The organism is Rothia santali, assembly GCF_024199905.1.
Lineage (GTDB): Bacteria > Actinomycetota > Actinomycetes > Actinomycetales > Micrococcaceae > Rothia > Rothia santali.
Genome location: NZ_JANAFB010000005.1, coordinates 13658 through 37935, shown reverse-complemented (window position 1 = coordinate 37935; position 24278 = coordinate 13658). Strand labels below are relative to the sequence as shown.

Sequence of the window (24278 nt, the reverse complement as noted above, 5' to 3'; positions counted from 1 at the left end):
TCCAACACCAGGTAGTGTTGCTTGCATCACAGCTTTGAGGAGGCACCTATGACATCCCACGGACCCCCCGACGCGGCCCCCCGGGCTGATGCCGAGGAGCACGGACCCATCGACTTCGTCAGGGCCCAGGCCGACCCTAGCTTCCAGGAGCTCCGGCGCACCCACCGCAGCTTCGTCTTCCCGCTGACGGTCGCGTTCCTGGTGTGGTACCTGGCCTACGCGGTGACCGCGATGTACGCGCCCGGCTTCATGTCCCACAAAGTCGTGGGGAACGTGAACGTGGGCATCGTCTGGGGCCTGCTGCAGTTCGCCTCGACCTTCGGCATCACCGCCTGGTACGTCCTGTTCGCCAACCGCCGGCTGGACCCGCGCGCCGTGCGGCTGCGCGAGGAGCTGGAGGCCGGGGAGTTCGACGACGCCGACGCCGGCCGGGCGGGAGGTGCCGCCCGATGAGAGTCCTGGAGGAGACGAGGCCGGTCCTGCTGAGCGCGGCCGAGACCGAGACCGTGGGCACGCCCTGGGTCAACATGTCCATCTTCGGGGCGTTCGTGGCCGTCACCCTCGTGGTGGTGCTGCGCGCCTCGCGCAACAACAAGACCGCGGCCGACTACTACGCCGGCGGGCGGTCCTTCAACGGCACCCAGAACGGGCTGGCCATCGCGGGCGACTACCTCTCGGCGGCGTCGTTCCTGGGGATCGTGGGGGCGATCGCGGTGCAGGGGTACGACGGGTTCCTCTACTCGATCGGCTTCCTGGTCGCCTGGCTGGTGGCCCTCCTGCTGGTCGCCGAGCTGCTGCGGAACACGGGCAAGTTCACCATGGCCGACGTGCTCTCCTTCCGGCTGCGGCAGCGGCCGGTGCGGGTCGCGGCGTGCATCGCGACGCTGGCCGTGACCTTCTTCTACCTGCTCGCGCAGATGGCCGGCGCGGGGGCGCTGGTCTCGCTGCTGATGGGGATCAGCTCCCGGGCGGGGCAGTCGCTGGTCATCGTGGTCGTCGGCGCGCTGATGATCGTGTACGTGCTGATCGGCGGGATGAAGGGCACCACCTGGGTGCAGATCATCAAGGCCGTGCTGCTGCTGACCGGCGTGGCCGTCATGACTGTCTGGATCCTGGCGCTCAACGGCTTCAACCTCTCGGAGCTGCTGGGAGCCGCCGTGGAGACCTCGGGCACCGAGGCGATCCTCGAGCCCGGGCAGCAGTACGGGGCGAGCAACCTGACCAAGCTCGACTTCATCTCGCTCGGCCTGGCGCTGGTCTTCGGCGCGGCGGGGTTGCCCCACGTGCTGATGCGGTTCTACACCGTGCCCACCGCCAAGGAGGCGCGGAAGTCGGTGGTCTGGGCGATCGTGCTGATCGGGCTGTTCTACCTGTTCACCCTGGTCCTGGGGTACGGGGCGGCGGCGATGATCGGCAGCGAGCGGATCGCGGAGGCGCCGGGCGGGGTCAACTCCGCGGCGCCGCTGCTGGCCTTCGAGCTCGGCGGCTCGCTGCTGATGGGGGTCATCGCGGCGGTCGCGTTCGCCACGATCCTGGCCGTCGTCGCGGGGCTGGCCATCACGGCGTCGGCCTCCTTCGCCCACGACGTCTACACCAACGTCATCTGCCGGGGTAAGAGCGATCCCCGCAAGGAGATCCGGGTGGCCAAGGCGACCGTGGTCGTCATCGGGCTGCTGGCGATCGGCGGCGGGATCGGCGCGCAGGGGCAGAACGTGGCCTTCCTCGTCGCGCTCGCCTTCGCCGTCGCGGCCTCGGCCAACCTCCCGACGATCGTGTACTCGCTGTTCTGGCGGGGCTTCACCACGCGCGGGGCGGTCTTCTCGATGTACGGCGGGCTGATCCTCTCGGTCGTGCTGATCGTGTTCTCCCCGGTCATGTCCGGGAGGGAGACCTCGATGATCCCGACCGCCGACTTCGCGCTGTTCCCCCTGAGCAACCCGGGGATCGTCTCGATCCCCGCCGCTTTCCTCCTCGGCTGGATCGGGTCGGTCACCTCCCGCACCCGCGAGGATCGTCGCAAGCAGGCAGAGATGGAGGTGCGTTCGCTGACAGGCATCGGAGCGGAGAAGGCGGTCGAGCACTGAGTCCTCGCCTCCGCCCGGCGGCACGGCCACCGTGGCACACGCCCGCGCATACCACGGCGGATCCGGCCCGAAGCCGGTGAGGTGGGGTAGTTCTGCTGACCGGAGAATGAGCCCACGTCAGGCGCACGTCTGACACAGTTGAAGCCTTCGTAAAGTCACATCGCAACCCTGGGGTCGGACGCCATGAGCTCACCGGCACGGGGGCCTAGAGAGGACATGTCATGGGAATCATCGGTTGGATCGTATTGGGAATCATCGCCGGCGCGATCGCTAAGGCGATCCTGCCCGGTCGTCAGGGCGGGGGCATCATCATCACGATGATCCTCGGCATCGTCGGCGCGGTCATCGGGGGCTTCCTCGGGTCCGCGATCTTCGGGGCGTCGCTCGAGAACTTCTGGTCGCTGCAGACCTGGATCCTCGCGATCGTCGGCTCGATCATCGTGCTGCTGATCTGGGGCCTGGTGACCGGGCGCAAGCGCCGCGCCTAATCGCCCGAGCCTGAGGCGCGCGGCCCCGGAGCCGCCGCCTGACGAGTTGACCCGGTGCGCGGGATGGATGCGAATCCTCCCGCGCACCGGGTCTTCTCGTGTGCGGACCCCGCCTCGGGCCCCGGCAGAGGCGCGGTGCGCGGGGTGGGCGACCTCGGGGCGCGCGCTCAGGGTGCGGGCCTAGACTGGAGGTCATGAAATTCGGTTCCGTCCCCGCCGCCTCGCCGTCCGCCGCATCTGTCGAGGCGCCCCCCGCGCGGGCCGTCGCGATCCTCGGGTCCACCGGCTCCATCGGGACCCAGGCGCTCGACGTCGTGGAGCACTGCGCGGCGCTGCGGGCCGAGGACGGTCCCGACGCCACCCCCGAGCTGACCGTCACCGCGCTCGCGGCCGGCGCGGGGAACCTCCCGCTGCTCGCCGCCCAGGCGGCCCGGCACCGCCCGGGGGTGGTGGCCACCAGCGGGACGGCCGACGACGCCGAGCGCCTCCGGACCCTGATCGCGGCCGAGGTCGGGGCCGGCACCGGCGCCGCCTACGCCCCGGTCATCCTCCACGGCCCCGAGGCGGCCGCCGCCGTGGCCGCCGAGGCCCCGGGGGACACGGTGCTCAACGGCATCACCGGCTCGATCGGCCTGGCCCCCACGCTGGCCGCCCTGAACGCCGGCAAGCGCCTGGCGCTGGCCAACAAGGAGTCGCTGATCGCCGGGGGCCGCCTGGTCCAGGAGGCGGTCGCCGCGAGCCCGCTCGAGCAGCCGCTGATCCCCGTCGACTCCGAGCACTCTGCGCTCGCGCAGGCCCTGGCCAGCGGGGCCGACCGCGAGGTCTCCCGCCTGGTCGTCACGGCCTCCGGCGGCCCCTTCCGCGGCCGCGGGCGGGAGGAGCTGCGGGACGTGACCCCGCGGGAGGCCCTGGCCCACCCCACCTGGGACATGGGACTGGTGGTCACCACCAACTCCGCGACGATGGTCAACAAGGCCCTGGAGGTCCTCGAGGCCCACCTGCTCTTCGGCGTGGACCTCGACCGCATCGTCGTCGCCGTCCATCCCCAGTCGATGGTCCACTCGCTGGTGGAGTTCGTCGACGGCTCCACGATCGCCCAGGTCTCCCCGCCGGACATGCGGCTGCCCATCGCCCTCGGCCTGACGTGGCCGCACCGCGTCGCGGGGATCGCCTCGGGCTGCGCGTGGGACGCCCCGCAGGACTGGACCTTCGAGCCCCTGGACGAGGAGGCCTTCCCCGCGGTGCGGATGCTCAAGGAGGCCGCGCGCGCCGGCGGCACGGGGCCCGCGGTCTTCAACGCCGCCAACGAGCAGGCCGTCGCCGCCTTCCACGCGGGGACGATCCGCTTCACCGAGATCGTCGAGACCGTGGGCGCGGTCCTGGCCGAGCACCCGGGCTCCGGGGCCCACACCCCCGACGAGGACCTCAGCGTCGAGGCTGTGCTGCGCGCCGAGCGCTGGGCCCGCGAGCGCACCGACGAGCTGCTGGGGGTCCGGGCCTGATGGACCTCCTGCAGCTGTTCACCGGCTCCTGGCCGCTGTTCCTCCTCGGCATCCTTGTCATGGCCGTGGGCATCGCGCTGTCCATCGCGCTGCACGAGGTCGGGCACCTGATCCCCGCCAAGCTCTTCGGCGTGCGGGTCACCCAGTACATGGTCGGCTTCGGCCGCACGGTCTTCTCCCGGCGCCGGGGCGAGACCGAGTACGGGATCAAGGCGATCCCGCTGGGCGGCTACATCTCGATGATCGGGATGTACCCGCCGTCGAAGGGCGGCACCGCTACCGCCGACTCCACGGGGCTGTTCCAGCAGCTCGCCGCCGAGACCCGCAGCGTCGAGGAGGGGCGGCTGCTCCCCGGGGACGAGGACCGGCAGTTCTACCGGCTGCCGATCCACCGGCGGATCGTCATCATGCTCGGCGGGCCGCTCATGAACCTGCTGATCGGGATCGTGTGCCTCAGCGTCGTCGTGACCGGGTTCGGCACGGCCCAGCCCAGCACCACGGTCGCCTCGGTGAGCCAGTGCGTCCAGAAGGTCCAGGCGGGCCAGGAGGACGCGGCGCAGCAGTGCGGGCCCGGCGACCCGCAGTCCCCGGCGCTCGCCGCCGGCCTGGAGCCGGGGGACCGCATCGTGTCCTTCGACGGGCAGGCGGTGGGGTCCTGGGAGCAGCTGAACGGGCTGATCCGGGACGGCGGGGACCGGCGGGTGCCGGTCGTCGTGGAGCGCGACGGCGCCGAGGTCGCCCTCAGCATCGAGCCGATCGTGACCGAACGCCCCGTCCTCGACGCCTCGGGGCTGCCCGTGCTGGACGACGCCGGCCAGTACGAGACCGTGCCGGTCGGCTTCATCGGGGTCGGGCCCACCCAGGAGCTGGTGCCGGGGAGCATCACGGAGGTCCCCGCCGTCGTGGGCCAGACCTTCGGGCAGATCGTCGGGGTGATCGTCAAGCTGCCCGTGCGCCTCTGGGAGGTCGGCGCGGCGCTGTTCACCGACCAGGAGCGACCGGCCGACTCGCCGATGTCGGTGGTCGGCGTCGGGCGGGTCGCCGGCGAGCTCACCGCGACCGACCGGATCCCCACCGACGCCAAGGTGGCCTCGCTCATCTCGGTCCTGGGCACCCTGAACTTCAGCCTGTTCATGTTCAACTTGCTCCCGCTGCTGCCGCTCGACGGCGGGCACGTCGCCGGGGCGCTGTGGGAGGGGCTGCGCCGGGCCTGGGCGCGGCTCCGGCGGCGCGCGGACCCGGGCCCGTTCGACCCGGTGCGGATGCTGCCCCTGACCTACGGGGTCGCGGCGGCGTTCATCGGCATGACGGTCCTGCTGATCGCGGCGGACATCTTCGACCCCGTGCGGGTGTTCTGAGCCGGCGCTCGCGCCCAGCGTGAAATCACACCCCCCTGTCGTCGGCCTCACCCCGGTTGTGGGGCACAATGGGAACGTTGGATGCGTTGTGCCCAGTGCGGTACGCCGTCCCTATACCAGCCATCTCTTTCGGAGGAACGATTTGACCTCGGTCAACCTTGGCATGCCCGCCCCGCCCCCGCCCGTACTCGCGCCGCGTCGGAAGACCCGGCAGATCCAGGTGGGCGCCGTGGGCGTGGGCTCCGACTCTCCGGTCAGCGTGCAGTCGATGACCACCACCAAGACGCACGACATCGGCGCGACCCTGCAGCAGATCGCCGAGCTCACGGCGTCGGGCTGCGACATCGTGCGCGTGGCCTGCCCCACGGACAAGGACGCCGAGGCGCTGCCCATCATCGCCAAGCAGTCCAACATCCCCGTGATCGCGGACATCCACTTCCAGCCCAAGTACGTCTTCGCCGCGATCGAGGCCGGCTGCGGCGCGGTCCGCGTGAACCCGGGCAACATCCGGAAGTTCGACGACCAGATCAAGGAGATCGCCCAGGCCGCGAAGGACCACGGCACCTCGATCCGGATCGGCGTCAACGCCGGCTCGCTGGACCGCCGCCTGCTCCAGAAGTACGGCAAGGCCACCCCCGAGGCTCTCGTGGAGTCGGCCGTGTGGGAGGCCTCGCTGTTCGAGGAGTACGGCTTCCACGACTTCAAGATCTCGGTCAAGCACAACGACCCCGTGGTCATGGTCCGCGCCTACGAGCTGCTCGCCGAGGCCGGGGACTGGCCCCTGCACCTCGGCGTGACCGAGGCCGGCCCGGCCTTCCAGGGCACCATCAAGTCGGCGACCGCCTTCGGGGCCCTGCTCTCGAAGGGCATCGGCGACACCATCCGCGTCTCGCTGTCCGCCCCTCCCGTGGAGGAGGTCAAGGTCGGCAACCAGATCCTGGAGTCGCTGAACCTGCGCCCCCGCAAGCTCGAGATCGTCTCCTGCCCCTCGTGCGGGCGGGCCCAGGTGGACGTCTACGAGCTCGCGAACTCCGTCACGGAGGGGCTGGAGGGCATGAAGGTGCCGCTGCGCGTGGCCGTCATGGGCTGCGTCGTCAACGGCCCAGGCGAGGCCCGCGAGGCCGACCTCGGCGTGGCCTCCGGCAACGGCAAGGGCCAGATCTTCGTCAAGGGCGAGGTCATCCGCACCGTGCCCGAGGACCAGATCGTGGAGACCCTGATCGAGGAGGCCAACCGCATCGCCGAGGAGATGGAGGCCAACGGCGAGCTCCCCGAGGGCGAGCCCTCGGTCTCCGTGAGCTGATCGCGCGTCCGATGCGATTCCTGCGGCAGCGGCTGGACCGGGTCACCGGGCCCACGGTGCGTCCCCTGACCCAGGAGGACGCCGAGCCGCTGCAGGACATGATCCGCTCGCGCCCCGTGGCCAATCTCTTCGCGCTCGAGCACTTCCAGCGGATCGGCCTGCCGGGCCCGTCGTTCCTGACGCGGGCCCGGACGGCCTCGCCCTTCCTCGGGGTCTTCGAGCCCGGCGGCCCGGGCGGGGCCCCGCGGCTCGCGGGCGCGGTGTGGTTCGGCGCCAACCTGGTGCCCGTGCACCTGGCGCCGGCGCACCTGTCCCGGGTCGTGGCCTACGTGAGCGCCACCGAGCGCGAGATCTCCTCGATCTTCGGCCCCGCCCGGGAGGTCACGGTCCTCGGGGAGGGCCTCGAGCAAGCCGGCTACCAGCCCTTCGACGTGCGCCCGGAGCAGCCCCTGCTCGTGCTGCGCGCCGACGCCGCCCTCGAGGCCGCCGACGCCGACCACGCCCGCCGCGCCGGGGTGACCCCGGTGCGCTGGGCCTCCTCCCGCGACGTCGACGCCCTCCTGCCGGCCGCCATCGCGATGTTCACCGAGGAGGTCGGCTACTCGCCGCTCGCCCGCGACCCCGCCGGCTACGCCCGCCGCATCGCCGAGGGCGTCGCCGCCGGCCGCACGGTGCTGGCCCACGACGCCGCGGGGGACGTCGTCTTCAAGACCGACGTCGGCCTCGCCGCCGAGGGGATCTGCCAGCTGCAGGGCGTCTGGCTCGCGCCCCGGCTGCGCGGCCAGGGGCTCTCTGAGGGGCTGCTCGCGCAGGCCTGCCGGCTGATCAGGCCACAGCACCCCACGATCAGCCTCTACGTCAACGGGTACAACCTGCGGGCCCGGGCCCTCTACCGTAGAGTCGGGTTCGACCAGGTGGACACCTTCGCGACCGTGCTGTTCTGACGGCTGGCGGCGCGCTTTTCAGCTGTTCTAGACTTGCTGGGACACCCGGCAGCACCCGACGACGAGAAACGGACACCTCCTTGGCCCTTCGCCTCTCCACCCTGTTCCTGCGCACGCTGCGCGAAGACCCCGTCGACGCCGAGGTGGACAGTCACAAGCTGCTGGTGCGGGCCGGGTACATCAGGAGGGCCGCCCCGGGGATCTACAGCTGGCTGCCGCTGGGCCTCACGGTGCTCGGTAAGGTCGAGCGCGTCGTCCGCGAGGAGATGAACGCGATCGGCGGTCAGGAGGTCCACTTCCCGGCGCTGCTGCCCCGCGAGCCCTACGAGGCCACCAACCGCTGGACCGAGTACGGCGAGAACCTCTTCCGCCTCCAGGACCGCAAGGGCTCCGACTACCTCCTCGCGCCGACCCACGAGGAGATGTTCACCCTGCTGGTCAAGGACCTGTACTCCTCGTACAAGGACCTCCCCGTCACGCTGTACCAGATCCAGACCAAGTACCGCGACGAGGCCCGGCCCCGCGCGGGCCTGCTCCGCGGGCGCGAGTTCGTCATGAAGGACTCCTACTCCTTCAGCGCCGACGACGCCGGGCTCGACGAGGCCTACCTCGCCCACCGCGGCGCCTACCAGCGCATCTTCGAGCGGCTGGGGCTCGAGATGGTCATCGTCAGGGCGCAGTCCGGCGCGATGGGCGGCTCCCGCTCCGAGGAGTTCCTCTACGCGACGCCGATCGGCGAGGACACCTTCGTGCGCTCGGAGGGCGGGTACGCCGCCAACGTCGAGGCCGTCACGACCGTGGCCCCCGAGCCGGTCGACGCCTCCGCGACGCCGGCCGCGCACGTCGAGCACACCCCCGACTCCCCGACGATCGAGACCCTCGTGGACCGCTCGAACGAGCTGCACCCCCGCGAGGAGGGGGAGTGGACCGCCGCGGACACGCTCAAGAACGTCCTGGTGGCGGTGAGCCTGCCGACCGGCGAGCGCCGGGTCGTGGGCGTGGGCGTGCCGGGCGACCGCGCCGTGGACCTCAAGCGGCTCGAGGTGAGCCTCGGCGTCGCGCTGGGCGCGGGCGGCGAGGTCGAGGTCGAGCAGGCCCAGGACTCGGACCTCCGCTCGTTCCCCATGCTGGTCAAGGGCTACATCGGCCCGGGCCTGAGCCTGGACGCGCCCCTGCTGGGCGAGGACTCCCCGACGGGCATCCCGTACTTCGTGGATCCGCGCGTCGTCGAGGGCTCCGCCTGGATCACCGGCGCCAACCTGCGGGACCGGCACGTCTTCGACCTCGTGATGGGGCGCGACTTCGCGGCCGACGGCGTCGTCGAGGCCTGCGAGGTCCGCGAGGGCGACCCGGCCCCGGACGGCTCCGGGCCGCTGTCCACCGCCCGGGGGATCGAGATGGGCCACATCTTCGCCCTGGGCCGCAAGTACGCCGAGGCCCTGGGGCTGCGCGTGCTCGACGCCAACGGCAAGCTCACGACCGTGACCATGGGGTCCTACGGCGTCGGCGTCACCCGCGCGCTCGCGGCCGTGGCCGAGGCCAATCACGACGAGAAGGGCCTCATCTGGCCCCGGCACCTCACGCCGGCCGACCTCCACGTCGTCGCCACCGGCAAGGGCCCGGAGATCATGGAGGGCGCCGAGGCACTCGTCGCCGACCTGGAGGCCGCCGGCCTCGAGGTGCTCTTCGACGACCGGCCCAAGGTCTCGCCCGGGGTGAAGTTCGGCGACGCCGAGCTGCTCGGCGTGCCGACCGTGCTGGTCGTGGGCCGGGGGTTCAAGGACGGGACGGTCGAGCTCAAGGACCGCCGCTCGGGCGAGTCGCGGGAGATCCCGCTGGACAACGCCGTCGCCGAGGCGATCGCCGAGGTCCGTGCCGGCTGAGGCGCCGCGGCACGGCTCGGGGGGCCGCGGGTGACCGCCGTCCTGGAGTCGCTGGACCCGGGGATCCTGACGCTCATCGTGGTCGCGGGGTTCGCGGCGGGGTGGGTCGACGCCGTCGTCGGCGGGGGAGGGCTCATCCAGCTGCCCGTGGTCCTGCTGATCCCGGGCATGTCGCCCGTCCAGGCGCTGGCCACCAACAAGATGGGCTCGGTCTTCGGCACCGCGACCAGCGCCGTCACCTTCTACCGCCGCACCACGGCCCCGCTGCGACCGGCCCTGCCGATGGCCGCGGTGGCGTTCTGCGGGAGCTTCGGCGGGGCCTCGGTCGCCTCGCTGCTGCCCGCGGAGGTCTTCAAGCCGGTGATCCTGGCCGCGCTGATCGGCGTCGCGTCCTTCACGGTCGCCCGGCCGCAGGCGGGGCAGCTGGAGCGGCCGCAGCGCGCCCGGCGGGAGCAGGCGCTGATCGGGACGGCGCTCGGCGTCGGCATCGGGTTCTACGACGGGATCCTGGGGCCGGGCACCGGGTCCTTCCTGATCATCGGCATGATCACGCTCCTGGGCTTCAGCTTCCTGCGGGCCAGCGCGCAGGCCAAGGTGGTCAACCTCGCGACCAACCTGGGCGCGCTGCTGTTCTTCTCGCTCAACGGCTCGCTCGTGCCGCTGCTGGGGCTCGTGCTGGGGGCGGCGAACATGCTGGGCGGCTACGTGGGCGCCCGCAGCGCCGTCGCTCGCGGCAACCGGTTCATCCGGGTCGTCTTCCTCGCCGTCGTGCTGGTGCTGATCGCGAAGATGGCGTGGGACGTCTACCGGGAGCTGCTCGCCTGACGGGGTCGTCCGGCGCGGGTGGGCCGAACGGGCCGCCGGGCCGCCGAGCGCCGCACGCCACCGGCCGGTCAATCCGTGCCGGCCGCCACCGGCCGGTCAATCCGTGCCGGCCCGCCACCGGCCGGTCAGTCCGTGCCGGCCCCCGCGGGCGTGCCGGGCAGGGCCGGGACCGAGGCCGGCGAGGAGCCCAGCGCGGTGTTGACCGCGAGCCACCGGAGGGACCAGGACCGCCACGTCTCGGCGGAGGAGCGCCCGCCCTCGGCCGCGAGGATCGCGAAGGTGCGCTCGGACAGGGCCGTTGACTGCTGCGCGCGGAGCTGGGCCGGGTCGGCGTCGGGCATCGCGTAGGCCGCGGCGGGCTGGGGGATGCCCTGGCACCCCGGCGGGACCGAGCGGCGCAGCTCGCCGAGCTGGCCCGCATGGACCCGGGCGACGTCGCGGATGCTCTGCTCGGTCACCGGCTCCCGGGCGTCGGCCTCGGTGCGGGCGACCAGGACGTCGTCGGACCAGGTCGTGGCGTAGAGCTCCGAGAGGGCCTCGCCCACCGCGCGGCTGCGGGCGTCGTCGGCCGCGCCGTCGGGGCACAGGCCGGCGGACAGGGCGGCGTCGGCGGGCGAGGCGCCCAGCAGGGCGTCGAGCGAGTCCGCGGTCCGCCCCTCGAGCGAGGGGACCTCCTGGAGGGTGCCCTCGAGGCCGCGGGCGGTGAGCCAGTGGCTGACGGCGATGGAGCCCAGCAGCGCCGCCTGGCGGGGCTCGAGGTCCTGGCTCCCGGAGAGCTCGTACAGCCGCTGCGCGGAGTCGTCGAAGATCCGCGCCGGGGATTCCCCGGGCTCGGGGGCGGCGGGCTCGCCGGCCTTCTCCCGGGCGGCGGGGGCGAGCACGGCCAGCTGCTCGTCGATCCGCCGCTCCAGGACGCCGTCGGGATCCTCCACGACGCCGTCCGCCACCGCGGCCCGCACGCCCAGCAGCTCCTCGGCGGCCCGGGTCTGCGCCTCGAGCGCGGGGGAGGCGGCGGAGACCCTCCACCACAGGACCCCCGCGAGCGCCAGGAGCAGCACCAGCAGGATCGACAGGACGAGGGCGGAGATGCGCTGGGGCAGGGGGATCCTCATGGTCGTGTCCTTTCCGCGGGCAGCCGAACGGGGTCCTTCGGTCCCATCATGGCACGGGGCTCCCCGCCGGCGGCGCTAGGCTGGGGCGAAGCAACGATCCACGACTCCACGAGGAGGAACCATGTCGAACGGTCAGCAGAAGAAGACGTCGTCGACGTCGAGGTCGCGCCGGAAGGTCGCGCGGGAGAAGGCCAATGCCGGCTACTCCGACCGGGCCCACCCGCGCAGCGCGCTCGCGGACAGCGTCGACCTCGAGCGCATCCGGGGCCGCCTGGAGCCCGTGGTCGAGCAGTTCGACCTCGTCCTGGAGGACATCACCGCCCGGGGCGCGGGGAACGGCCAGACCCTCTCGGTGGTCGTGGACCTCGCCGAGGACAAGGAGGGCTCCGTGGCGCTGGACACGATCGCGGAGGTCTCCCGCGCGCTCTCGGCCGCCCTGGACGAGGCCGACGACGAGCCGGAAAGCGAGTACCTGCTGGAGGTCTCCTCGCCCGGCGCGACGCGCAAGCTCACCGAGCCCCGGCACTGGAAGCGCTCCCGCGGCCGCCTCGTGCGGATCGTCACGGCCCGGGCGAACTTCCTGGCCCGGCTGGAGGAGACCGACGGCTCGACCGCCACGATCCGGCGGAAGAGGGACACCCCCAAGGGGGTCCCGGAGAAGTACGAGGAGTCCGAGCGACTGGACCTCGGCGACGTCCAGAAGGCCCACGTGGAGGTCGAGTTCAACCAGTGAGCCCCGGCTCGCTAGACTGGACGCGAGACTAATCGATTGGCGCGGCTCCCCGCGGGGAGCCGCGCGACCGGCGCCGGAACGCACCCGCGTTCCGGCGTTTCGGTAGCGCACGCGAGAAAGGTTCAGCAATGGACATCGACATGAGCAACCTCCGGCTGCTGGAGAAGGAGCGCGACATCCCGGTGGAGGCGCTCATCTCCATGATCGAGTCGGCCCTGTTGCTCGCGTACCAGAAGAACCCGGGCGCCATCCACGACGCGCGCGCCGTGGTGGACCGGACCACCGGCCGGGTGAGCATCATCGCCCCCGAGGTGGACGAGGACGGGACCGTGGTGGGGGAGTTCGACGACACCCCGCGCAACTTCGGCCGCATCGCCGCCTCGACCGCCCGGCAGGTGATCTTCCAGCGCCTCCGCGAGGCCGAGGACGACCAGATCCTGGGCGACTTCCGCGGTCGAGAGGGCCAGCTGGTCTCCGGCCAGATCCAGCAGGGCGGCCGGAACAACATGGTCCAGATCGACCTGGGCACGGTCGAGGGCGTCCTGCCCCCGCACGAGCAGGTGCCCGGCGAGCGCTACGAGCACGGCGGGCGCATCCGCACCTACGTGGTCGAGGCCCGGCGCGGGTTCAAGGGGCCCTCCATCACGCTCTCCCGCTCGCACCCCGACCTGGTCCGCCGGCTCTTCGAGCACGAGGTCCCGGAGATCCAGGACGGCTCGGTCGAGATCATGGCCGTGGCCCGCGAGGCCGGCCACCGCACCAAGATCGCGGTCCGCGCCACCCGTCCGGGGATCAACGCGAAGGGCTCCTGCATCGGCGAGATGGGCTCGCGCGTGCGCGCCGTGACTTCCGAGCTGAACAACGAGAAGATCGACATCGTCAGCTACTCCGAGGACCCCGCCGCCTTCATCGCGGGGGCCCTGAGCCCCGCGCGGGTCGCCCGGGTCGAGGTCGACACGACCGGGCGCTACCAGGCCCGCGCCATCGTGCCGGACGACCAGCTGTCCCTGGCCATCGGCAAGGAGGGGCAGAACGCCCGCCTGGCCGCCAAGCTGACCAACTGGCGCATCGACATCATCGCCGAGTCCAAGGCCAGGGGGCAGGAGGGCCTCTGAGAAGGCCCCCGCGCCGCCCGGCGGTGTGGGCTGGGCCTCAGGCATTGGGGGATTGCGCGCACAGGGTCTAGAATGGTCTCCGGTGATCAGACCGTGCGGCGTCCCGTGGCGCCCGTCATCCGAGAGCGAGGGCACCTCATGTCTTCTCCTCCCGGGCGACGTACCTGCATCGGGTGCCGCGCGATCGATGACCAGACCGCACTAGTACGTGTGACCCTGAGGCCCTCGGAGGGGCAGTCTCCCGACGTCGTCGTGCCGGATCCCGAGCGATCCGCCCACGGCCGCGGCGCCTGGCTGCATCCCGACCGCACGTGCCTCGAGCGGGCGGTCCGCGCGAAGTCCTTCGCGAGGTCCTTCCGCCGGGCCGTCGCCACGGAGGAGCTCCTCCGCCGGTGGGCGGAGGGTCCGGCAGGACCCGGATCCGACCGGGGGTCACGCCAACCTAAGTCAACGGGCACCGACGTGTCCTGAGAAAGCGAGCCAGAAAACCGATGGAAACCCGATGAGTGCCGCGCAATGAGTACCTCACCGTGCTCTGCCAACGGCGTTCCCGCGACCGATCCGGTCGCCGGGGACCTTATCCGGAACTAAACGGTCTGGGCCTGTTTCGGCGCAGACCGAGACAGGAGAAATGTGGCTAAGCCCCGCGTTCACGAGCTCGCCAAGGAGCTCAACGTCACCTCGAAGGAAGCCGTCGCCAAGCTGCAAGAGCTCGGCGAGTACGTCCGAGGTGCATCCTCCACGGTGGAGCCCCCCGTGGAGAAGAAGCTGCGCACCGCCTTCGCCGGCCGGGGGAAGTCCCCGCGGCCCGGCCAGCAGTCCGCGCAGACCTCCGCGCCCAAGCCCGGGAACGACGCCGCCAAGCCCGGCGCCGCCCCGAAGCCCTCGGGCGCGACCCCCGCCACCGCCGGCCGGACCGCGCCCACGCCCGGTCCGCAGTCCTCCGCGCCCAAGCCGGGCCCGCAGGCCAAGCCCGCCCCGGAGCAGGCCGCCCCGGCCCGCGAGGAGCGCCCCGCCCAGGAGGCCCCGCAGGCCGCCAAGCCCGCGCCGAAGCCGGGCACCGTCCCGGCAACAACCCCTTCGCCTCGCAGCAGGGCATGCGCGCGAGCGACGCCCCTCCGACGCGCCGACCCCGGTCCGCGGCCCTCGGCCGCGCGCCCGAACGCCCCAAGCCGGGCGCGCCGCGTCCGGGCAACAACCCCTTCGCCTCTCAGCAGGGCATGCGCGGCCGCGGCCAGGGCGGCGGCGAGCGCCGCGGCGGCCCGCGCCCCGGCGCGCCGCGTCCCGGCCAGGCCGGCCAGGGACAGGGTCAGGGCGGCGAGCGCCGCGGCGGTCCCCGCCCCGGTGCCCCGCGTCCCGCCCAGGGCCAGGGCGCCCGCGTCCCGGCCAGGCGGCCGGTGCGGGTCGTCCCGGCGCCCCGCGCCCGCGGCCAGCGGCGGCGCGCGCCCAGCCCGAACATGATGCCCGCCAGATGGGCCCCGGCGTCGGAGGACGCCCGGGTGCCGGCGCGGGTGCCGGCAGCGGCCCGCGCCGCGGCGGCCCCGGTGGCGGCGGCCCCGCCCGCGGCGGCGGTCCCGGCCGCGGTCGCGGCAACGCGCAGGGCGCGTTCGGCCGCGGCGGCTCCAAGCGCAAGCAGCGCAAGTCGAAGCAGGCGAAGCGGCACGAGCTGGAGCAGATGCAGGCTCCCGCGGTGGGCGGCGTCGTCGTCCCCCGCGGCAACGGCGAGACCGTGATCCGCATGCGCCGCGGCGCCTCGCTCATGGACTTCGCCGAGAAGATCAACGCGAACCCCGCCGCGCTGGTGACGGTGCTCATCCACCTCGGTGAGATGGCCACGCAGACCCAGTCCCTGGACGAGGAGACCTTCGCCCTGCTGGGTGAGGAGCTGGGCTACCAGGTCCAGATCGTCTCACCGGAGGACGAGGAGCGCGAGCTCTTCGAGTCCTTCGACATCGACCTGGAGGGCGAGCGCGAGGCCGAGACCGAGGAGCAGCTGGAGGCGCGTCCCCCGGTCGTCACGGTCATGGGCCACGTCGACCACGGCAAGACGCGTCTGCTCGACGCGATCCGCAACACCAACGTGATCGAGGGCGAGGCCGGCGGCATCACCCAGCACATCGGCGCGTACCAGATCACCACCGAGGTCGACGGCCAGGACCGCAAGCTGACCTTCATCGACACCCCGGGCCACGAGGCGTTCACCGCCATGCGTGCCCGCGGTGCCAAGGTCACCGACATCGCGGTGCTCGTGGTGGCCGCCGACGACGGCGTCATGCCGCAGACCGTCGAGGCGCTGAACCACGCCCAGGCGGCCGGCGTGCCGATCGTGGTCGCGGTGAACAAGATCGACAAGGAGGGCGCCAACCCGGACAAGATCCGCGGCCAGCTCTCCGAGTACGGCCTGGTCCCCGAGGAGTACGGCGGCGACACCATGTTCGTCGACGTCTCCGCGCGCCAGAACCAGCACATCGACTCGCTGCTCGAGGCCGTGTGCCTCACCGCGGACGGTGCGCTGGAGCTGCTGGCCAACCCGGACAAGGACGCCCGCGGCGTCGCGATCGAGGCCAACCTCGACAAGGGCCGCGGCGCGGTCTCGACCGTCCTGGTCCAGTCCGGCACGCTGCGCGTCGGCAACAGCATCGTGGCGGGCGTGGCCCACGGCCGCGTGCGCGCGATGTTCGACGAGAACGGCCAGGCCGTGACCGAGGCCGAGCCCTCGCGTCCGGTCCAGGTCCTCGGCCTGAACACGGTGCCGCGAGCGGGCGACACCTTCCTGTCCACGCAGGAGGAGCGCACCGCCCGCCAGATCGCCGAGAAGCGCGAGGCGGCGGACCGCAACGCCCAGCTGGCCAAGCGCCGCAAGCGCGTCACGCTGGAGTCCTTCGACGAGGCCGTGGCCGAGGGCAAGATGGACACGCTCAACCTCATCATCAAGGGCGACGTCTCCGGTGCCGTCGAGGCGCTGGAGGACTCGCTCTACAAGATCGAGGTCGGCAACGGCGACGAGGTGCAGCTGCGGGTCATCCACCGCGGCGTCGGCGCGATCACCCAGAACGACGTCAACCTGGCGACGGTGGACAACGCCATCATCATCGGGTTCAACGTCCGCCCGGCCGAGCGCGTCACGGACCTCGCCGAGCGCGAGGGCGTGGAGATGAAGTTCTACACCGTCATCTACCAGGCCATCGACGAGGTCGAGCAGGCCCTCAAGGGCATGCTCAAGCCGGAGTACGAGGAGGTCGAGCTCGGCTCGGCGGAGGTCCGCGAGGTCTTCCGCTCCTCCAAGTGGGGCAACATCGCCGGCTCGATCGTGCGCGGCGGCATCATGCGCCGCAACGCCAAGGCCCGCCTGGTCCGCGACGGCAACGTGGTGGGGGACAACCTCACCATCGAGTCGCTGCGCCGGTTCAAGGACGACGCCACCGAGGTGCGCGAGGGATACGAGTGCGGCATCGGGCTCGGCTCCTTCAACGACATCAAGGAAGGCGACATCATCGAGACCTGGGAGCTTCGGGAGAAGCCCCGCGTCTAGCACGCGCCGCACCGATGAGGAGCGCCGCCCCCTGCCGGGGCGGCGCGCACGACGGGCCGGCTCACCGGGGGAGACCCCGGGGGCCGGCCCGTCGCGGCTGACCGAGAGCGCGCCCCGTGCCGGGGCCGCGAGAGCAAGGAGAGAGCATGGCTGATGCAGCCCGCGCGGCCCGAATGGCCGATCGCATCAAGGTCATCGTGGCCCGCGCCCTGGAGCGGCGGATCAAGGACCCGCGGCTCGGGTTCGTGACCGTGACCGACGCCCGCGTGACCAACGACCTGCAGCACGCGACCGTGTACTACACCGTGTACGGCACCGAGGAGGAGACGGCCGGGACCCGCGCCGCCCTCGAGTCGGCCAAGGGCGTGCTGCGCTCGGAGGTCGGCAAGAACATCACAGCCCGGCTGACCCCGACGCTGACGTTCGTGCCCGACGAGGTGCCCGAGAACGCGAGCCACATCGAGGACATCCTGCGCCAGGCCCGCGCCCGGGACGCCGAGCTCGCCGAGGCCGCCGAGGGTGCGGCCTACGCGGGCGAGTCCGACCCGTACAAGCGGGAGGACGAGGAGACCGAGGGAGAGGAAGACCTCATGACCGCCTACGACCCCGTCGAGGAGGACCTGTCCGGCGACGCCGACCAGGAGCCCGCCGACCCGGACTCCGGCTCGCCCGTCACGGCCGAGGAGGTCGAGGAGGGGGAGGACACTGCGTCGTCCGCCGAGGAGCGCGACGCCGAGGGCTCCGCCCGCCGGACCGGAGACGCCGAGTAGGTGGCCCGGAAGCAGGGGAGCGGGCCGTCCGGGCTGATCGTCCTGGACAAGCCGGCCGGCTTCACGAGCCATGACGTCGTGGCCCGCATGCGCCGCGTCGCGGGGACCCGCCGGGTCGGCCACGGCGGCACGCTGGACCCCATGGCCACCGGCGTGCTCGTGATCGGGGTCAACAAGGCCACCAAGCTGCTGACCTGGGTCAGCGGCGCGTCGAAGACGTACGCGGCGACCATCCGCCTGGGCGTCTCCACGGTCACGGACGACGCCGAGGGCGACCCGCTCGAGACCGCCTCCCCGGAGGCGCTGGCGGCCGTGACCGAGGAGTCCATCCGCGCCGGCATCCGCGAGCTCACGGGCGAGATCCGGCAGGTGCCGTCCTCGGTGTCCGCGATCAAGGTGGACGGGGTCCGCTCCTACGCCCGGGTGCGCTCGGGGCAGGACGTCGAGCTCGCCGCCCGCCCGGTGACGATCCACGAGTTCGAGCTGACCACGGTCCGTCGGGACGCGGCGGCCGACGGCGCGGGGGAGGCGCCCGCCGGGGCGATCGACCTCGACGTCGTCGTCTCCTGCACCTCCGGGACCTACATCCGGGCGCTGGCCCGGGATCTTGGGCGCGCGCTCGGCGTGGGCGGCCACCTGACCGCGCTGCGGCGGACGCGGGTGGGCGACGTCGTGCTCGACGACGCCGCGACCCTCGAGGAGCTGGCGGCCGCCGCCGAGTCCGGCCGCGGCCTGCCGCTGCTGCCGCTCGAGGAGGCGGCCCGCCGCCTGTTCGCGGTCCGGGAGCTCACGGCCGAGGAGGCCATCGGACCTCTCCAACGGCCGCTGGATCGCCCCCTCGGCACCGGCGGAACCTGAGGCTGGCGCCGTCACGGCCGACGCCGCCCCGGCGGGCGACGGCGCTGCCGGCCGGCGGCGGCGCGGAGCCGGGCGGAGACGTCGCGGCCACACGGCCCGGAGACGCCCCCGCGCCGGAGGCACCGGGCCGGAGCGACGCCGTCGTCCCCGCCCGCCTGCTGACGGCGTGCTTCGCCCCCGATGGCCGCCTCGTCGCCCTCGCGCAGGACCAGCATCGCCGGGGCCGCGACGTCGCGGTGCCGCACCTGGTCTTCGAGTCGGGGCAGCGCTTCGACCGGGAGGGGGCGGCGTCGTGATCGCGGGATACGACCTGTGGTTCTGGATCTCGCTCCTGCTGGGCGGGGCCTCCGCGATCGTCTGCCTGGTCCAGTTCCTGCGCGGCAAGGCGCCGGACGACCTCTCGCAGGGCTCGGTGCTGCTGCTCGAGGCCTTCCTGGTGGTCTACCTGGTCGGCTCGATCGTCATGCAGTTCGCGACCGACGGCCCGGCCGGGGACGCCTGGGAGTACTACGGCTACCTGCTGACCGCGATGATCATCCCGGCCGGGACCTTCGTGTGGTCGCTCACCGAGCGCACGCGATGGTCCACGCTGATGCTGGCGGTGGCCGGGCCGATCATCGTGGTCATGATCCAGCGCATGAACATGCTCTGGTACTACTACTAGAGTCCACACCAGCGAGGCCGCCGCGGCGGCCTCCGCAGAGAGCGAGGCACGGATGAGCTCGACCCGTTCGGCGGGCGCCGGAGACCGGGACGCGGCGTCGGCGCACGGCGGCCCCCAGCAGAAGTCCCGGGGGCCCGGGATGATCATCGTGGCCGTCTACGGCCTGTTCTCCCTCTCGGCCGGCGCCCGTGCCGCGTACCAGATCGCGACCAAGTTCGACGAGGCCCCCCTGTCCTTCGTGCTCTCCGCGATCGCGGCGGTCGTCTACGTCGCGGCCACGGTCGCGCTGGCGACGCGCGGGATGCGGGCCTACTGGGCGGCGGTGGCCACGATCGGCGTCGAGCTCCTCGGCGTGCTGGGGGTGGGGACCTTCTCGTTCCTGCGGCCCGAGCTGTTCCCGCTGGCCTCGGTCTGGTCCCACTTCGGCTCCGGGTACGGGTACGTCCCGCTCGTGCTGCCCGTGGTCGGGCTGCTCTGGCTGTACCGGAACCGACCCGGACGGATCGCTGCGCGCTGAACCGTCCGCGGCGAGGGCGGATGCACGTAATCTGGAATCAGCGAACCTCGCTCGACAGCCCGGAAGGTGATCCAGATGAGCACTCGTCCCACTCCCGAACCCGGCGGCACCCCGTCCGATCCGCGACGCGGTCAGGCTCCCGACGCCGCTCGCGCCGGAGCACCGGGATCCTCGGGCGCCGGAGCCCCGGGTCCCGACCGCGCCGCGGTGCCCGAGACCGCCGCGTTCCCCGAGACGAATCCCGCCCGGCCGGCGTCGGACCCCGGCCGGGCGTCGGACCCCGGCCGGGCGTCGGACGCCGGGCGGCCAGCGGACGCCGGCCGCAAGGGCTCGGCCGCCGCGAAGGCCTCCGGTGCGAAGACCACCGCCGGCAAGCGGCCGGCGGCGAAGGACGGGCGGAAGCGGCGCGGCGCCGAGGACGGCACGCCCCACGACTGGACGCTATTCCGGGTCGTCATCGCCCTCTACGGCGCGCTCATCGTCGCCTACGGCGTCTGGCAGGTCTTCGCCGGGACCGGCTCGCTGCCCGGCGACGCCGCGGCCAGCGGAGCCACGGTGGCCTCCTCCTACGCGGGCCTGGCCGCGGTGCTCTGCGGGGTCGGCGCGGCGCTGATCGCCATCGCCGTGAAGTTCAAGTGGGCCAACATGCTGAGCTTCGTGTGCTTCACGATCTTCCTGGGCGGCATCGGCCGCATCCTGGCCTGGGCCTTCTTCGGCCTGCCGCACTGGAGCATGATCGTGCTGATGGTGCTGGACCTGGTCATCCCGCCCTGCCTGCTGGTCTGGTACGGCTGGATCCGCAAGGCCAACTCCATCCGGCGGGAGATGGCCACCGGCCGCACCCCGGCGTCGGGCGCCGGGCGCGCCTGAGCCGGTCCGGCCCCGGCCGCAGCGACTACACTGGTCTCGGCCCGCCGCCCGGCGGGCCCACGTGCGCACGAAGGAGAGACGTGGACTGCTTCACCAGCCTCGAGCAGGTCCCCGCCGGGTACGGCCCCACGGCGGTGACCATCGGGAACTTCGACGGCGTGCACCGCGGCCACGCCCGCGTGATCAGCACCCTCGTGGAGGAGGCCCGCCGGAGCGGTCTGCGGTCGGTGGCGATCAGCTTCGACCCGCACCCCGCCCTCGTCCACCGGCCCGACGAGCCCCACTTCCCGATCATGGGCCAGCGGGACAGCTCGCAGCTGCTGGCCGGGCTGGGGCTCGACGCCCTCGCGCTGCTCCCGTACTCGCTGGAGTTCGCGCGGAAGTCGCCCGAGGAGTTCATCCGCGAGACCTTCGTCGAGGGCCTGGGCGCCCAGCGCGTGGTGATCGGGGCCGACGTCCGCTTCGGCCAGGGCAACGCCGGGGACCTGTCGACCATGCAGGAGCTGGGGGAGAGATACGGGTTCGACGTCGTCGTGGTCGAGGACCTCGGGGTCGACGACGAGCTCGGGGACCTCGGCGCGGAGAACCCCCACCGCCGCTGCTCCTCGACCTGGATCCGGGAGCTGCTGGCCCAGGGCGACGTCGAGGCGGCCGGCCTGCTGCTCGGCCGGCACCACCGGATGCGCGGCGAGGTCGTGCACGGCGCGGCCCGCGGGCGCGAGCTCGGCTTCCCCACCGCCAACATGGCCGCCGACTCTGACGGCCTGATCCCGGCCGACGGCGTCTACGCCGGCTGGCTCCACGACCGGGCGGGGACGCGCTGGCCGGTCGCGATCTCCGTGGGCTCCAACCCCACCTTCGAGGGCGTCTCCCGCCAGGTCGAGGCGCACGTGATGGGGCGCCCGCAGGAGCAGGTCGAGGACTTCGACCTCTACGGCCAGCAGGTCCTGCTGGAGTTCGTCGCACACCTGCGCCCCATGGTGGCCTACCGCGGCCTGGAGGCGCTCATCGAGCAGATGGCCCGCGACGTCGAGGACGCCCAGGAGGCGCTGGCCCGGGCCGAGGCCTACGCCCCGCGCGAGGCGTCCTAGGGGCCCTCCTCGCGCCGCGGCCCGGGCCCCTCCCGAGGACGGCGTGGCGCCCCCGCCGCCTAGAACTCCTCGTGGGTGCGGGGGTCGTAGCCGCTGCGGGTGATCCCCGTGTTCAGCAGCTCGATCTCCTCCATCTGCTCGGGGCTGAGCTCCCAGTCGAAGATGTTGAGGTTCTGCTCCATGCGGCCCACGTCCGAGGTCTTGGGGATCGGCACCAGCTTGCTCTGCACGTGCCACCGCAGGGCCACCTGCGCGGGCGTCACGTCCAGCTCCTCGGCGATGTTGCCGATCTGGGGGATGTCCTCCAGGGTGCTCATCCGGCCGAGCGGCGACCAGCTCTCGGTGATGATCCGGTTCTCCTCGTGGTAGGCCCGGGCGGCCTCCTGCTGGGCCTGGACCTGGACCTCGATCTGGTTCACGGCCGGCACCTCGCCGGTCTCCTCCCGGAGCCGGTCGAGGTGCGCCGGGAGGAAGTTCGAGGTGCCGATCGAGCGCACCAGCCCGCGCTCCTTGAGCGCGATCAGCGCCCGCCACGACTCCACGTACAGGTTGACGCCCGGATTGGGCCAGTGGATGAGGTAGAGGTCGAGGTAGTCGGTCCCGAGGCGCCGCAGCGAGGCCTCGGCGGCCGCGATGGTCGCCTCGTAGCCGTGGTCCTTGCCGGCGAGCTTGGTGGTGAGGAACAGCTCTTCGCGGTCGACGCCGCCGTTGGCCAGCCCGCGCCCCACGCCCCGCTCGTTGCCGTACTGCGCCGCGGTGTCGATCAGCCGGTAGCCGCGCATGATCGCCTCGGCGACGTTGACCTCCGCCTCGGCGTCGGACATGGGGTAGGTGCCGAAGCCCAGGGCCGGGATCCGGTGGCCGTCCCTCATCGTGTGCTCGTGCATCGGGGTCTCCTCGGTGGTCGGCGTCGGTCCCGGCGCGTGCGGGCCGGGGTCCGACGCCGGACCGGGCGGCCCGGCGTCGGACGGATTGCTGTCGATCTTACGCGCGGGAGGCGGCGATCACGGCCAGCGCGGCCGCCGCGGAGCGTGCCGCGACCACCTCGACCGCCATGTGGAAGTCCTGGTCCGCCCGCGGCCCGCACAGGTCGGAGATCCCGCGCAGCGAGAGGAAGTCGACGCCGGTGCTGTCCGCGACCTGCGCGATCGCGGTGGTCTCCATGTCGGTGGACACGGCGTCGGGGAAGGCCTCGCGGGTGTCCTTGACGTTGGCGGCCGTGACGAAGGAGCCGCCCGCGAGCATCTGGCCCACCAGGTGCCGGCCGCCCTCCGGCTCCAGCGCGCGGGCGGCCTCGAGCAGGGCCGGGGCGGCGCGGTACCGCTCGGGCATGCCGGGGACCTGGCCGCGCTCGTAGCCGAAGGCCGTGGCGTCGGCGTCGGTGTAGGTGTAGGACTCGCCGATCGCGAGGTCGCCCACCTCGACGTCGGCCCGCAGCCCGCCGGCCGAGCCCGCCGAGATCAGCGCCCGCGGCTCCGCGGCGGCGAGGGCCGACGTCGCCGCCCCGGCCGCGTTGACCAGCCCGATCCCGCTGCGCACCACCAGCAGGGCGCGCCCCTCGTGGACGCGGGGGTGGAAGCGGGCCCGGCCGAAGTCGAAGGGCTCGCCGAGGGCCTCGGTGCGCTCGAGGAACGGCGCGACCTCCTCGTCCATGGCGCACTGGACCACGACGCCGCCCAGGAGGCGCTCCCGCGTCGCGGCCGGGAGCACCGGGGCGTAGGGGATGCTCACGCGTACACGACCTCCCACGCCTCGCGGGCGTCGAGGAACTCGCGGACGGCGGCCTGCGCGCCCTCCAGGGTGTGGTTGGCCCCCCAGCCGCACTGGGTCTCGTTGGCGGCCGGGACCTCGCCGGCCTCCAGGATGTCCCGGAAGGTCGCCTCCAGCACGGGGAGGAAGGCCTCGGGCTCCAGCCCCAGGGTCAGGGCGTAGAAGCCGGTCTGGCAGCCCATCGGCGAGAAGTCGATCAGCGCCTCGGTGTGGTTGCGCATGTGCTCCGCGGTCAGGTGCTCGATCGAGTGCACCGTGGGCATCTCGAGGTGGCCGCGGTTGGGCTGGGCGAACCGCACGTCGTACTTGATCAGGGTGTCCCCGCCGGGCAGCTCCTTCCGGTCCGCGATGCGCACGTAGGGGGCCGCCACCTTGGTGTGGTCGAGGTTGAAGGATTCGACGTTCATCTTCTGCATGCCCCCATTCTTTCGCACGCGCGGCACGGATGTCAGGCGGCGGGCCCGGCACGGCGTGCTGACTTCCCCCAGCTTCGTCCGATATACCGGAGGGTGAGACCGATGAATCCGACCGTCCGTGGAAAGGACCCACCCATGTCAGCTCTGCTCCCCACCGCCTTCTCGACCGCCGGCCTGCTCGGCGGGTACAAGGTCGCCCGCGCCACCGGGATCCGCCCGCTCGGCGGGGCGGCGCTCGCGGCCGGCGGCGCCGCGGCGTTCGCGGGGTGGAAGAAGAACGCCGGGGCCGGCCGCGCGACCGTGCTGACCGCGGTCTACCTCGCGGCCTTCGGCGCCTCCCACCCGCTGGCCAAGAAGATGGGCGCGTGGCCCAGCGTCGCGGCCGTGACCGCCGCGACCGGGCTGGCCTCGCTGGCCCTCGGCGGCCCCCGGAAGAAGTAGGG

The 24278-nt window shown here is 72.8% G+C and carries 23 protein-coding genes and 2 pseudogenes; 20 read left to right on the top strand and 5 right to left on the bottom strand.

Annotated elements, in window-relative coordinates; all coding sequences use genetic code 11:
• Nucleotides 1–48: 48 nt before the first annotated feature.
• The 9 genes from NBM05_RS03275 to NBM05_RS03235 all read left to right on the top strand — a co-directional run bounded on the left by NBM05_RS03275 (nt 49) and on the right by NBM05_RS03235 (nt 10387).
• Nucleotides 49–453, top strand: coding sequence for a DUF485 domain-containing protein (locus NBM05_RS03275; RefSeq protein WP_254165092.1), 405 nt, complete (start codon nt 49–51; stop codon nt 451–453).
• On the top strand, nt 450–2084 hold the full coding sequence (locus NBM05_RS03270; RefSeq protein WP_254165090.1) for a monocarboxylic acid transporter: 1635 nt from the start codon (nt 450–452) through the stop codon (nt 2082–2084). The genes NBM05_RS03275 and NBM05_RS03270 overlap by 4 nt, the downstream gene beginning before the upstream one ends.
• 221 nt (nt 2085–2305) lie before the next feature.
• Nucleotides 2306–2572, top strand: coding sequence for a GlsB/YeaQ/YmgE family stress response membrane protein (locus NBM05_RS03265; protein ID WP_254165088.1), 267 nt, complete (start codon nt 2306–2308; stop codon nt 2570–2572).
• 194 nt (nt 2573–2766) lie between these two features.
• A complete protein-coding gene (gene dxr / locus NBM05_RS03260; RefSeq protein ID WP_254165087.1) occupies nt 2767–4074 on the top strand; it encodes a 1-deoxy-D-xylulose-5-phosphate reductoisomerase in 1308 nt (435 codons plus the stop codon).
• A complete protein-coding gene (locus NBM05_RS03255; RefSeq protein ID WP_254165086.1) occupies nt 4074–5432 on the top strand; it encodes a M50 family metallopeptidase in 1359 nt (452 codons plus the stop codon). Before dxr ends, NBM05_RS03255 begins: the two co-directional genes overlap by 1 nt.
• A 142-nt stretch (nt 5433–5574) precedes the next feature.
• Nucleotides 5575–6735: a flavodoxin-dependent (E)-4-hydroxy-3-methylbut-2-enyl-diphosphate synthase gene (gene ispG, locus NBM05_RS03250; RefSeq protein ID WP_254165085.1), complete on the top strand. Its 1161-nt coding sequence runs from the start codon at nt 5575–5577 to the stop codon at nt 6733–6735.
• 11 nt (nt 6736–6746) lie between these two features.
• On the top strand, nt 6747–7679 hold the full coding sequence (locus NBM05_RS03245; protein WP_254165084.1) for a GNAT family N-acetyltransferase: 933 nt from the start codon (nt 6747–6749) through the stop codon (nt 7677–7679).
• 80 nt (nt 7680–7759) lie between these two features.
• The gene (locus tag NBM05_RS03240) at nt 7760–9562 is read left to right on the top strand and encodes a proline--tRNA ligase (RefSeq protein WP_254165083.1); all 1803 of its coding nucleotides are present in this window, start codon (nt 7760–7762) and stop codon (nt 9560–9562) included.
• A gap of 30 nt (nt 9563–9592) precedes the next feature.
• The gene (locus NBM05_RS03235) at nt 9593–10387 is read left to right on the top strand and encodes a TSUP family transporter (RefSeq protein WP_254165082.1); all 795 of its coding nucleotides are present in this window, start codon (nt 9593–9595) and stop codon (nt 10385–10387) included.
• Nucleotides 10388–10512: 125 nt separating this feature from the next.
• Here NBM05_RS03235 and NBM05_RS03230 read toward each other — a convergent pair whose 3' ends face one another.
• A complete protein-coding gene (locus tag NBM05_RS03230; protein ID WP_254165080.1) occupies nt 10513–11499 on the bottom strand; it encodes a hypothetical protein in 987 nt (328 codons plus the stop codon).
• 121 nt (nt 11500–11620) lie between these two features.
• On the opposite strand from NBM05_RS03230, the gene rimP reads away from it, so the two are divergent.
• The 6 genes and pseudogenes from rimP (at nt 11621) to truB (ending at nt 18507) form a co-directional block, all read left to right on the top strand.
• Nucleotides 11621–12232, top strand: a complete 612-nt coding sequence (gene rimP / locus NBM05_RS03225) for a ribosome maturation factor RimP (RefSeq protein ID WP_254165078.1) — start codon at nt 11621–11623, stop codon at nt 12230–12232.
• A 128-nt stretch (nt 12233–12360) separates the two neighbouring features.
• On the top strand, nt 12361–13347 hold the full coding sequence (gene nusA / locus NBM05_RS03220; RefSeq protein WP_254165076.1) for a transcription termination factor NusA: 987 nt from the start codon (nt 12361–12363) through the stop codon (nt 13345–13347).
• Between the two features lie 72 nt (nt 13348–13419).
• The gene (locus NBM05_RS03215; RefSeq protein WP_309248102.1) at nt 13420–13818 is read left to right on the top strand and encodes a YlxR family protein; all 399 of its coding nucleotides are present in this window, start codon (nt 13420–13422) and stop codon (nt 13816–13818) included.
• A 162-nt stretch (nt 13819–13980) separates the two neighbouring features.
• A pseudogene (infB, locus tag NBM05_RS03210) lies at nt 13981–16879 on the top strand (translation initiation factor IF-2).
• 146 nt (nt 16880–17025) lie between these two features.
• Nucleotides 17026–17547 (top strand): annotated as a pseudogene (gene rbfA / locus NBM05_RS03205) (30S ribosome-binding factor RbfA); the annotation flags it as partial.
• A 102-nt stretch (nt 17548–17649) separates the two neighbouring features.
• Nucleotides 17650–18507: a tRNA pseudouridine(55) synthase TruB gene (gene truB, locus NBM05_RS03200; protein ID WP_373689268.1), complete on the top strand. Its 858-nt coding sequence runs from the start codon at nt 17650–17652 to the stop codon at nt 18505–18507.
• Nucleotides 18508–18518: 11 nt separating this feature from the next.
• Here the strand turns inward: truB and NBM05_RS03195 are convergent, their stop codons facing one another.
• Complete coding sequence (locus NBM05_RS03195; protein WP_254165171.1) at nt 18519–18752, bottom strand: hypothetical protein; 234 nt, start codon at nt 18750–18752, stop codon at nt 18519–18521.
• Between the two features lie 47 nt (nt 18753–18799).
• Between NBM05_RS03195 and NBM05_RS03190 the strand changes: the two genes are divergently transcribed.
• From NBM05_RS03190 to NBM05_RS03175, 4 genes are all read left to right on the top strand, one after another.
• The gene (locus tag NBM05_RS03190) at nt 18800–19171 is read left to right on the top strand and encodes a hypothetical protein (RefSeq protein ID WP_254165163.1); all 372 of its coding nucleotides are present in this window, start codon (nt 18800–18802) and stop codon (nt 19169–19171) included.
• Between the two features lie 52 nt (nt 19172–19223).
• The gene (locus tag NBM05_RS03185) at nt 19224–19688 is read left to right on the top strand and encodes a hypothetical protein (RefSeq protein ID WP_254165072.1); all 465 of its coding nucleotides are present in this window, start codon (nt 19224–19226) and stop codon (nt 19686–19688) included.
• Between the two features lie 75 nt (nt 19689–19763).
• The gene (locus NBM05_RS03180) at nt 19764–20558 is read left to right on the top strand and encodes a DUF4345 domain-containing protein (protein WP_254165070.1); all 795 of its coding nucleotides are present in this window, start codon (nt 19764–19766) and stop codon (nt 20556–20558) included.
• Nucleotides 20559–20638: 80 nt separating this feature from the next.
• The gene (locus NBM05_RS03175) at nt 20639–21649 is read left to right on the top strand and encodes a bifunctional riboflavin kinase/FAD synthetase (protein WP_254165068.1); all 1011 of its coding nucleotides are present in this window, start codon (nt 20639–20641) and stop codon (nt 21647–21649) included.
• A 59-nt stretch (nt 21650–21708) separates the two neighbouring features.
• On the opposite strand, the gene NBM05_RS03170 is transcribed toward NBM05_RS03175, so the two are convergent.
• From NBM05_RS03170 to NBM05_RS03160, 3 genes are all read right to left on the bottom strand, one after another.
• Complete coding sequence (locus NBM05_RS03170) at nt 21709–22536, bottom strand: aldo/keto reductase (RefSeq protein ID WP_254165066.1); 828 nt, start codon at nt 22534–22536, stop codon at nt 21709–21711.
• A 97-nt stretch (nt 22537–22633) separates the two neighbouring features.
• Nucleotides 22634–23380, bottom strand: a complete 747-nt coding sequence (gene mtnN, locus NBM05_RS03165) for a 5'-methylthioadenosine/S-adenosylhomocysteine nucleosidase (RefSeq protein ID WP_254165064.1) — start codon at nt 23378–23380, stop codon at nt 22634–22636.
• The gene (locus NBM05_RS03160) at nt 23377–23835 is read right to left on the bottom strand and encodes an S-ribosylhomocysteine lyase (protein ID WP_254165063.1); all 459 of its coding nucleotides are present in this window, start codon (nt 23833–23835) and stop codon (nt 23377–23379) included. Before NBM05_RS03160 ends, mtnN begins: the two co-directional genes overlap by 4 nt.
• Before the next feature lie 135 nt (nt 23836–23970).
• On the opposite strand from NBM05_RS03160, the gene NBM05_RS03155 reads away from it, so the two are divergent.
• Nucleotides 23971–24276, top strand: coding sequence for a hypothetical protein (locus NBM05_RS03155; RefSeq protein WP_254165062.1), 306 nt, complete (start codon nt 23971–23973; stop codon nt 24274–24276).
• The last annotated feature ends 2 nt before the right edge of the window (nt 24277–24278 follow it).

Bases quoted from the DNA above. Each gene is read 5' to 3' on its own strand.
- NBM05_RS03275 (WP_254165092.1), top strand. From the start codon at position 49: ATGACATCCCACGGACCCCCCGACGCGGCCCCCCGGGCTGATGCCGAG.
- NBM05_RS03270 (WP_254165090.1), top strand. From the start codon at position 450: ATGAGAGTCCTGGAGGAGACGAGGCCGGTCCTGCTGAGCGCGGCCGAG.
- NBM05_RS03265 (WP_254165088.1), top strand. From the start codon at position 2,306: ATGGGAATCATCGGTTGGATCGTATTGGGAATCATCGCCGGCGCGATC.
- dxr (WP_254165087.1), top strand. From the start codon at position 2,767: ATGAAATTCGGTTCCGTCCCCGCCGCCTCGCCGTCCGCCGCATCTGTC.
- NBM05_RS03255 (WP_254165086.1), top strand. From the start codon at position 4,074: ATGGACCTCCTGCAGCTGTTCACCGGCTCCTGGCCGCTGTTCCTCCTC.
- NBM05_RS03245 (WP_254165084.1), top strand. From the start codon at position 6,747: ATGCGATTCCTGCGGCAGCGGCTGGACCGGGTCACCGGGCCCACGGTG.
- NBM05_RS03230 (WP_254165080.1), bottom strand. From the start codon at position 11,499: ATGAGGATCCCCCTGCCCCAGCGCATCTCCGCCCTCGTCCTGTCGATC.
- rimP (WP_254165078.1), top strand. From the start codon at position 11,621: ATGTCGAACGGTCAGCAGAAGAAGACGTCGTCGACGTCGAGGTCGCGC.
- nusA (WP_254165076.1), top strand. From the start codon at position 12,361: ATGGACATCGACATGAGCAACCTCCGGCTGCTGGAGAAGGAGCGCGAC.
- NBM05_RS03215 (WP_309248102.1), top strand. From the start codon at position 13,420: ATGGTCTCCGGTGATCAGACCGTGCGGCGTCCCGTGGCGCCCGTCATC.
- NBM05_RS03185 (WP_254165072.1), top strand. From the start codon at position 19,224: ATGAGCTCGACCCGTTCGGCGGGCGCCGGAGACCGGGACGCGGCGTCG.
- NBM05_RS03180 (WP_254165070.1), top strand. From the start codon at position 19,764: ATGAGCACTCGTCCCACTCCCGAACCCGGCGGCACCCCGTCCGATCCG.
- NBM05_RS03170 (WP_254165066.1), bottom strand. From the start codon at position 22,536: ATGCACGAGCACACGATGAGGGACGGCCACCGGATCCCGGCCCTGGGC.
- NBM05_RS03160 (WP_254165063.1), bottom strand. From the start codon at position 23,835: ATGCAGAAGATGAACGTCGAATCCTTCAACCTCGACCACACCAAGGTG.
- NBM05_RS03155 (WP_254165062.1), top strand. From the start codon at position 23,971: ATGTCAGCTCTGCTCCCCACCGCCTTCTCGACCGCCGGCCTGCTCGGC.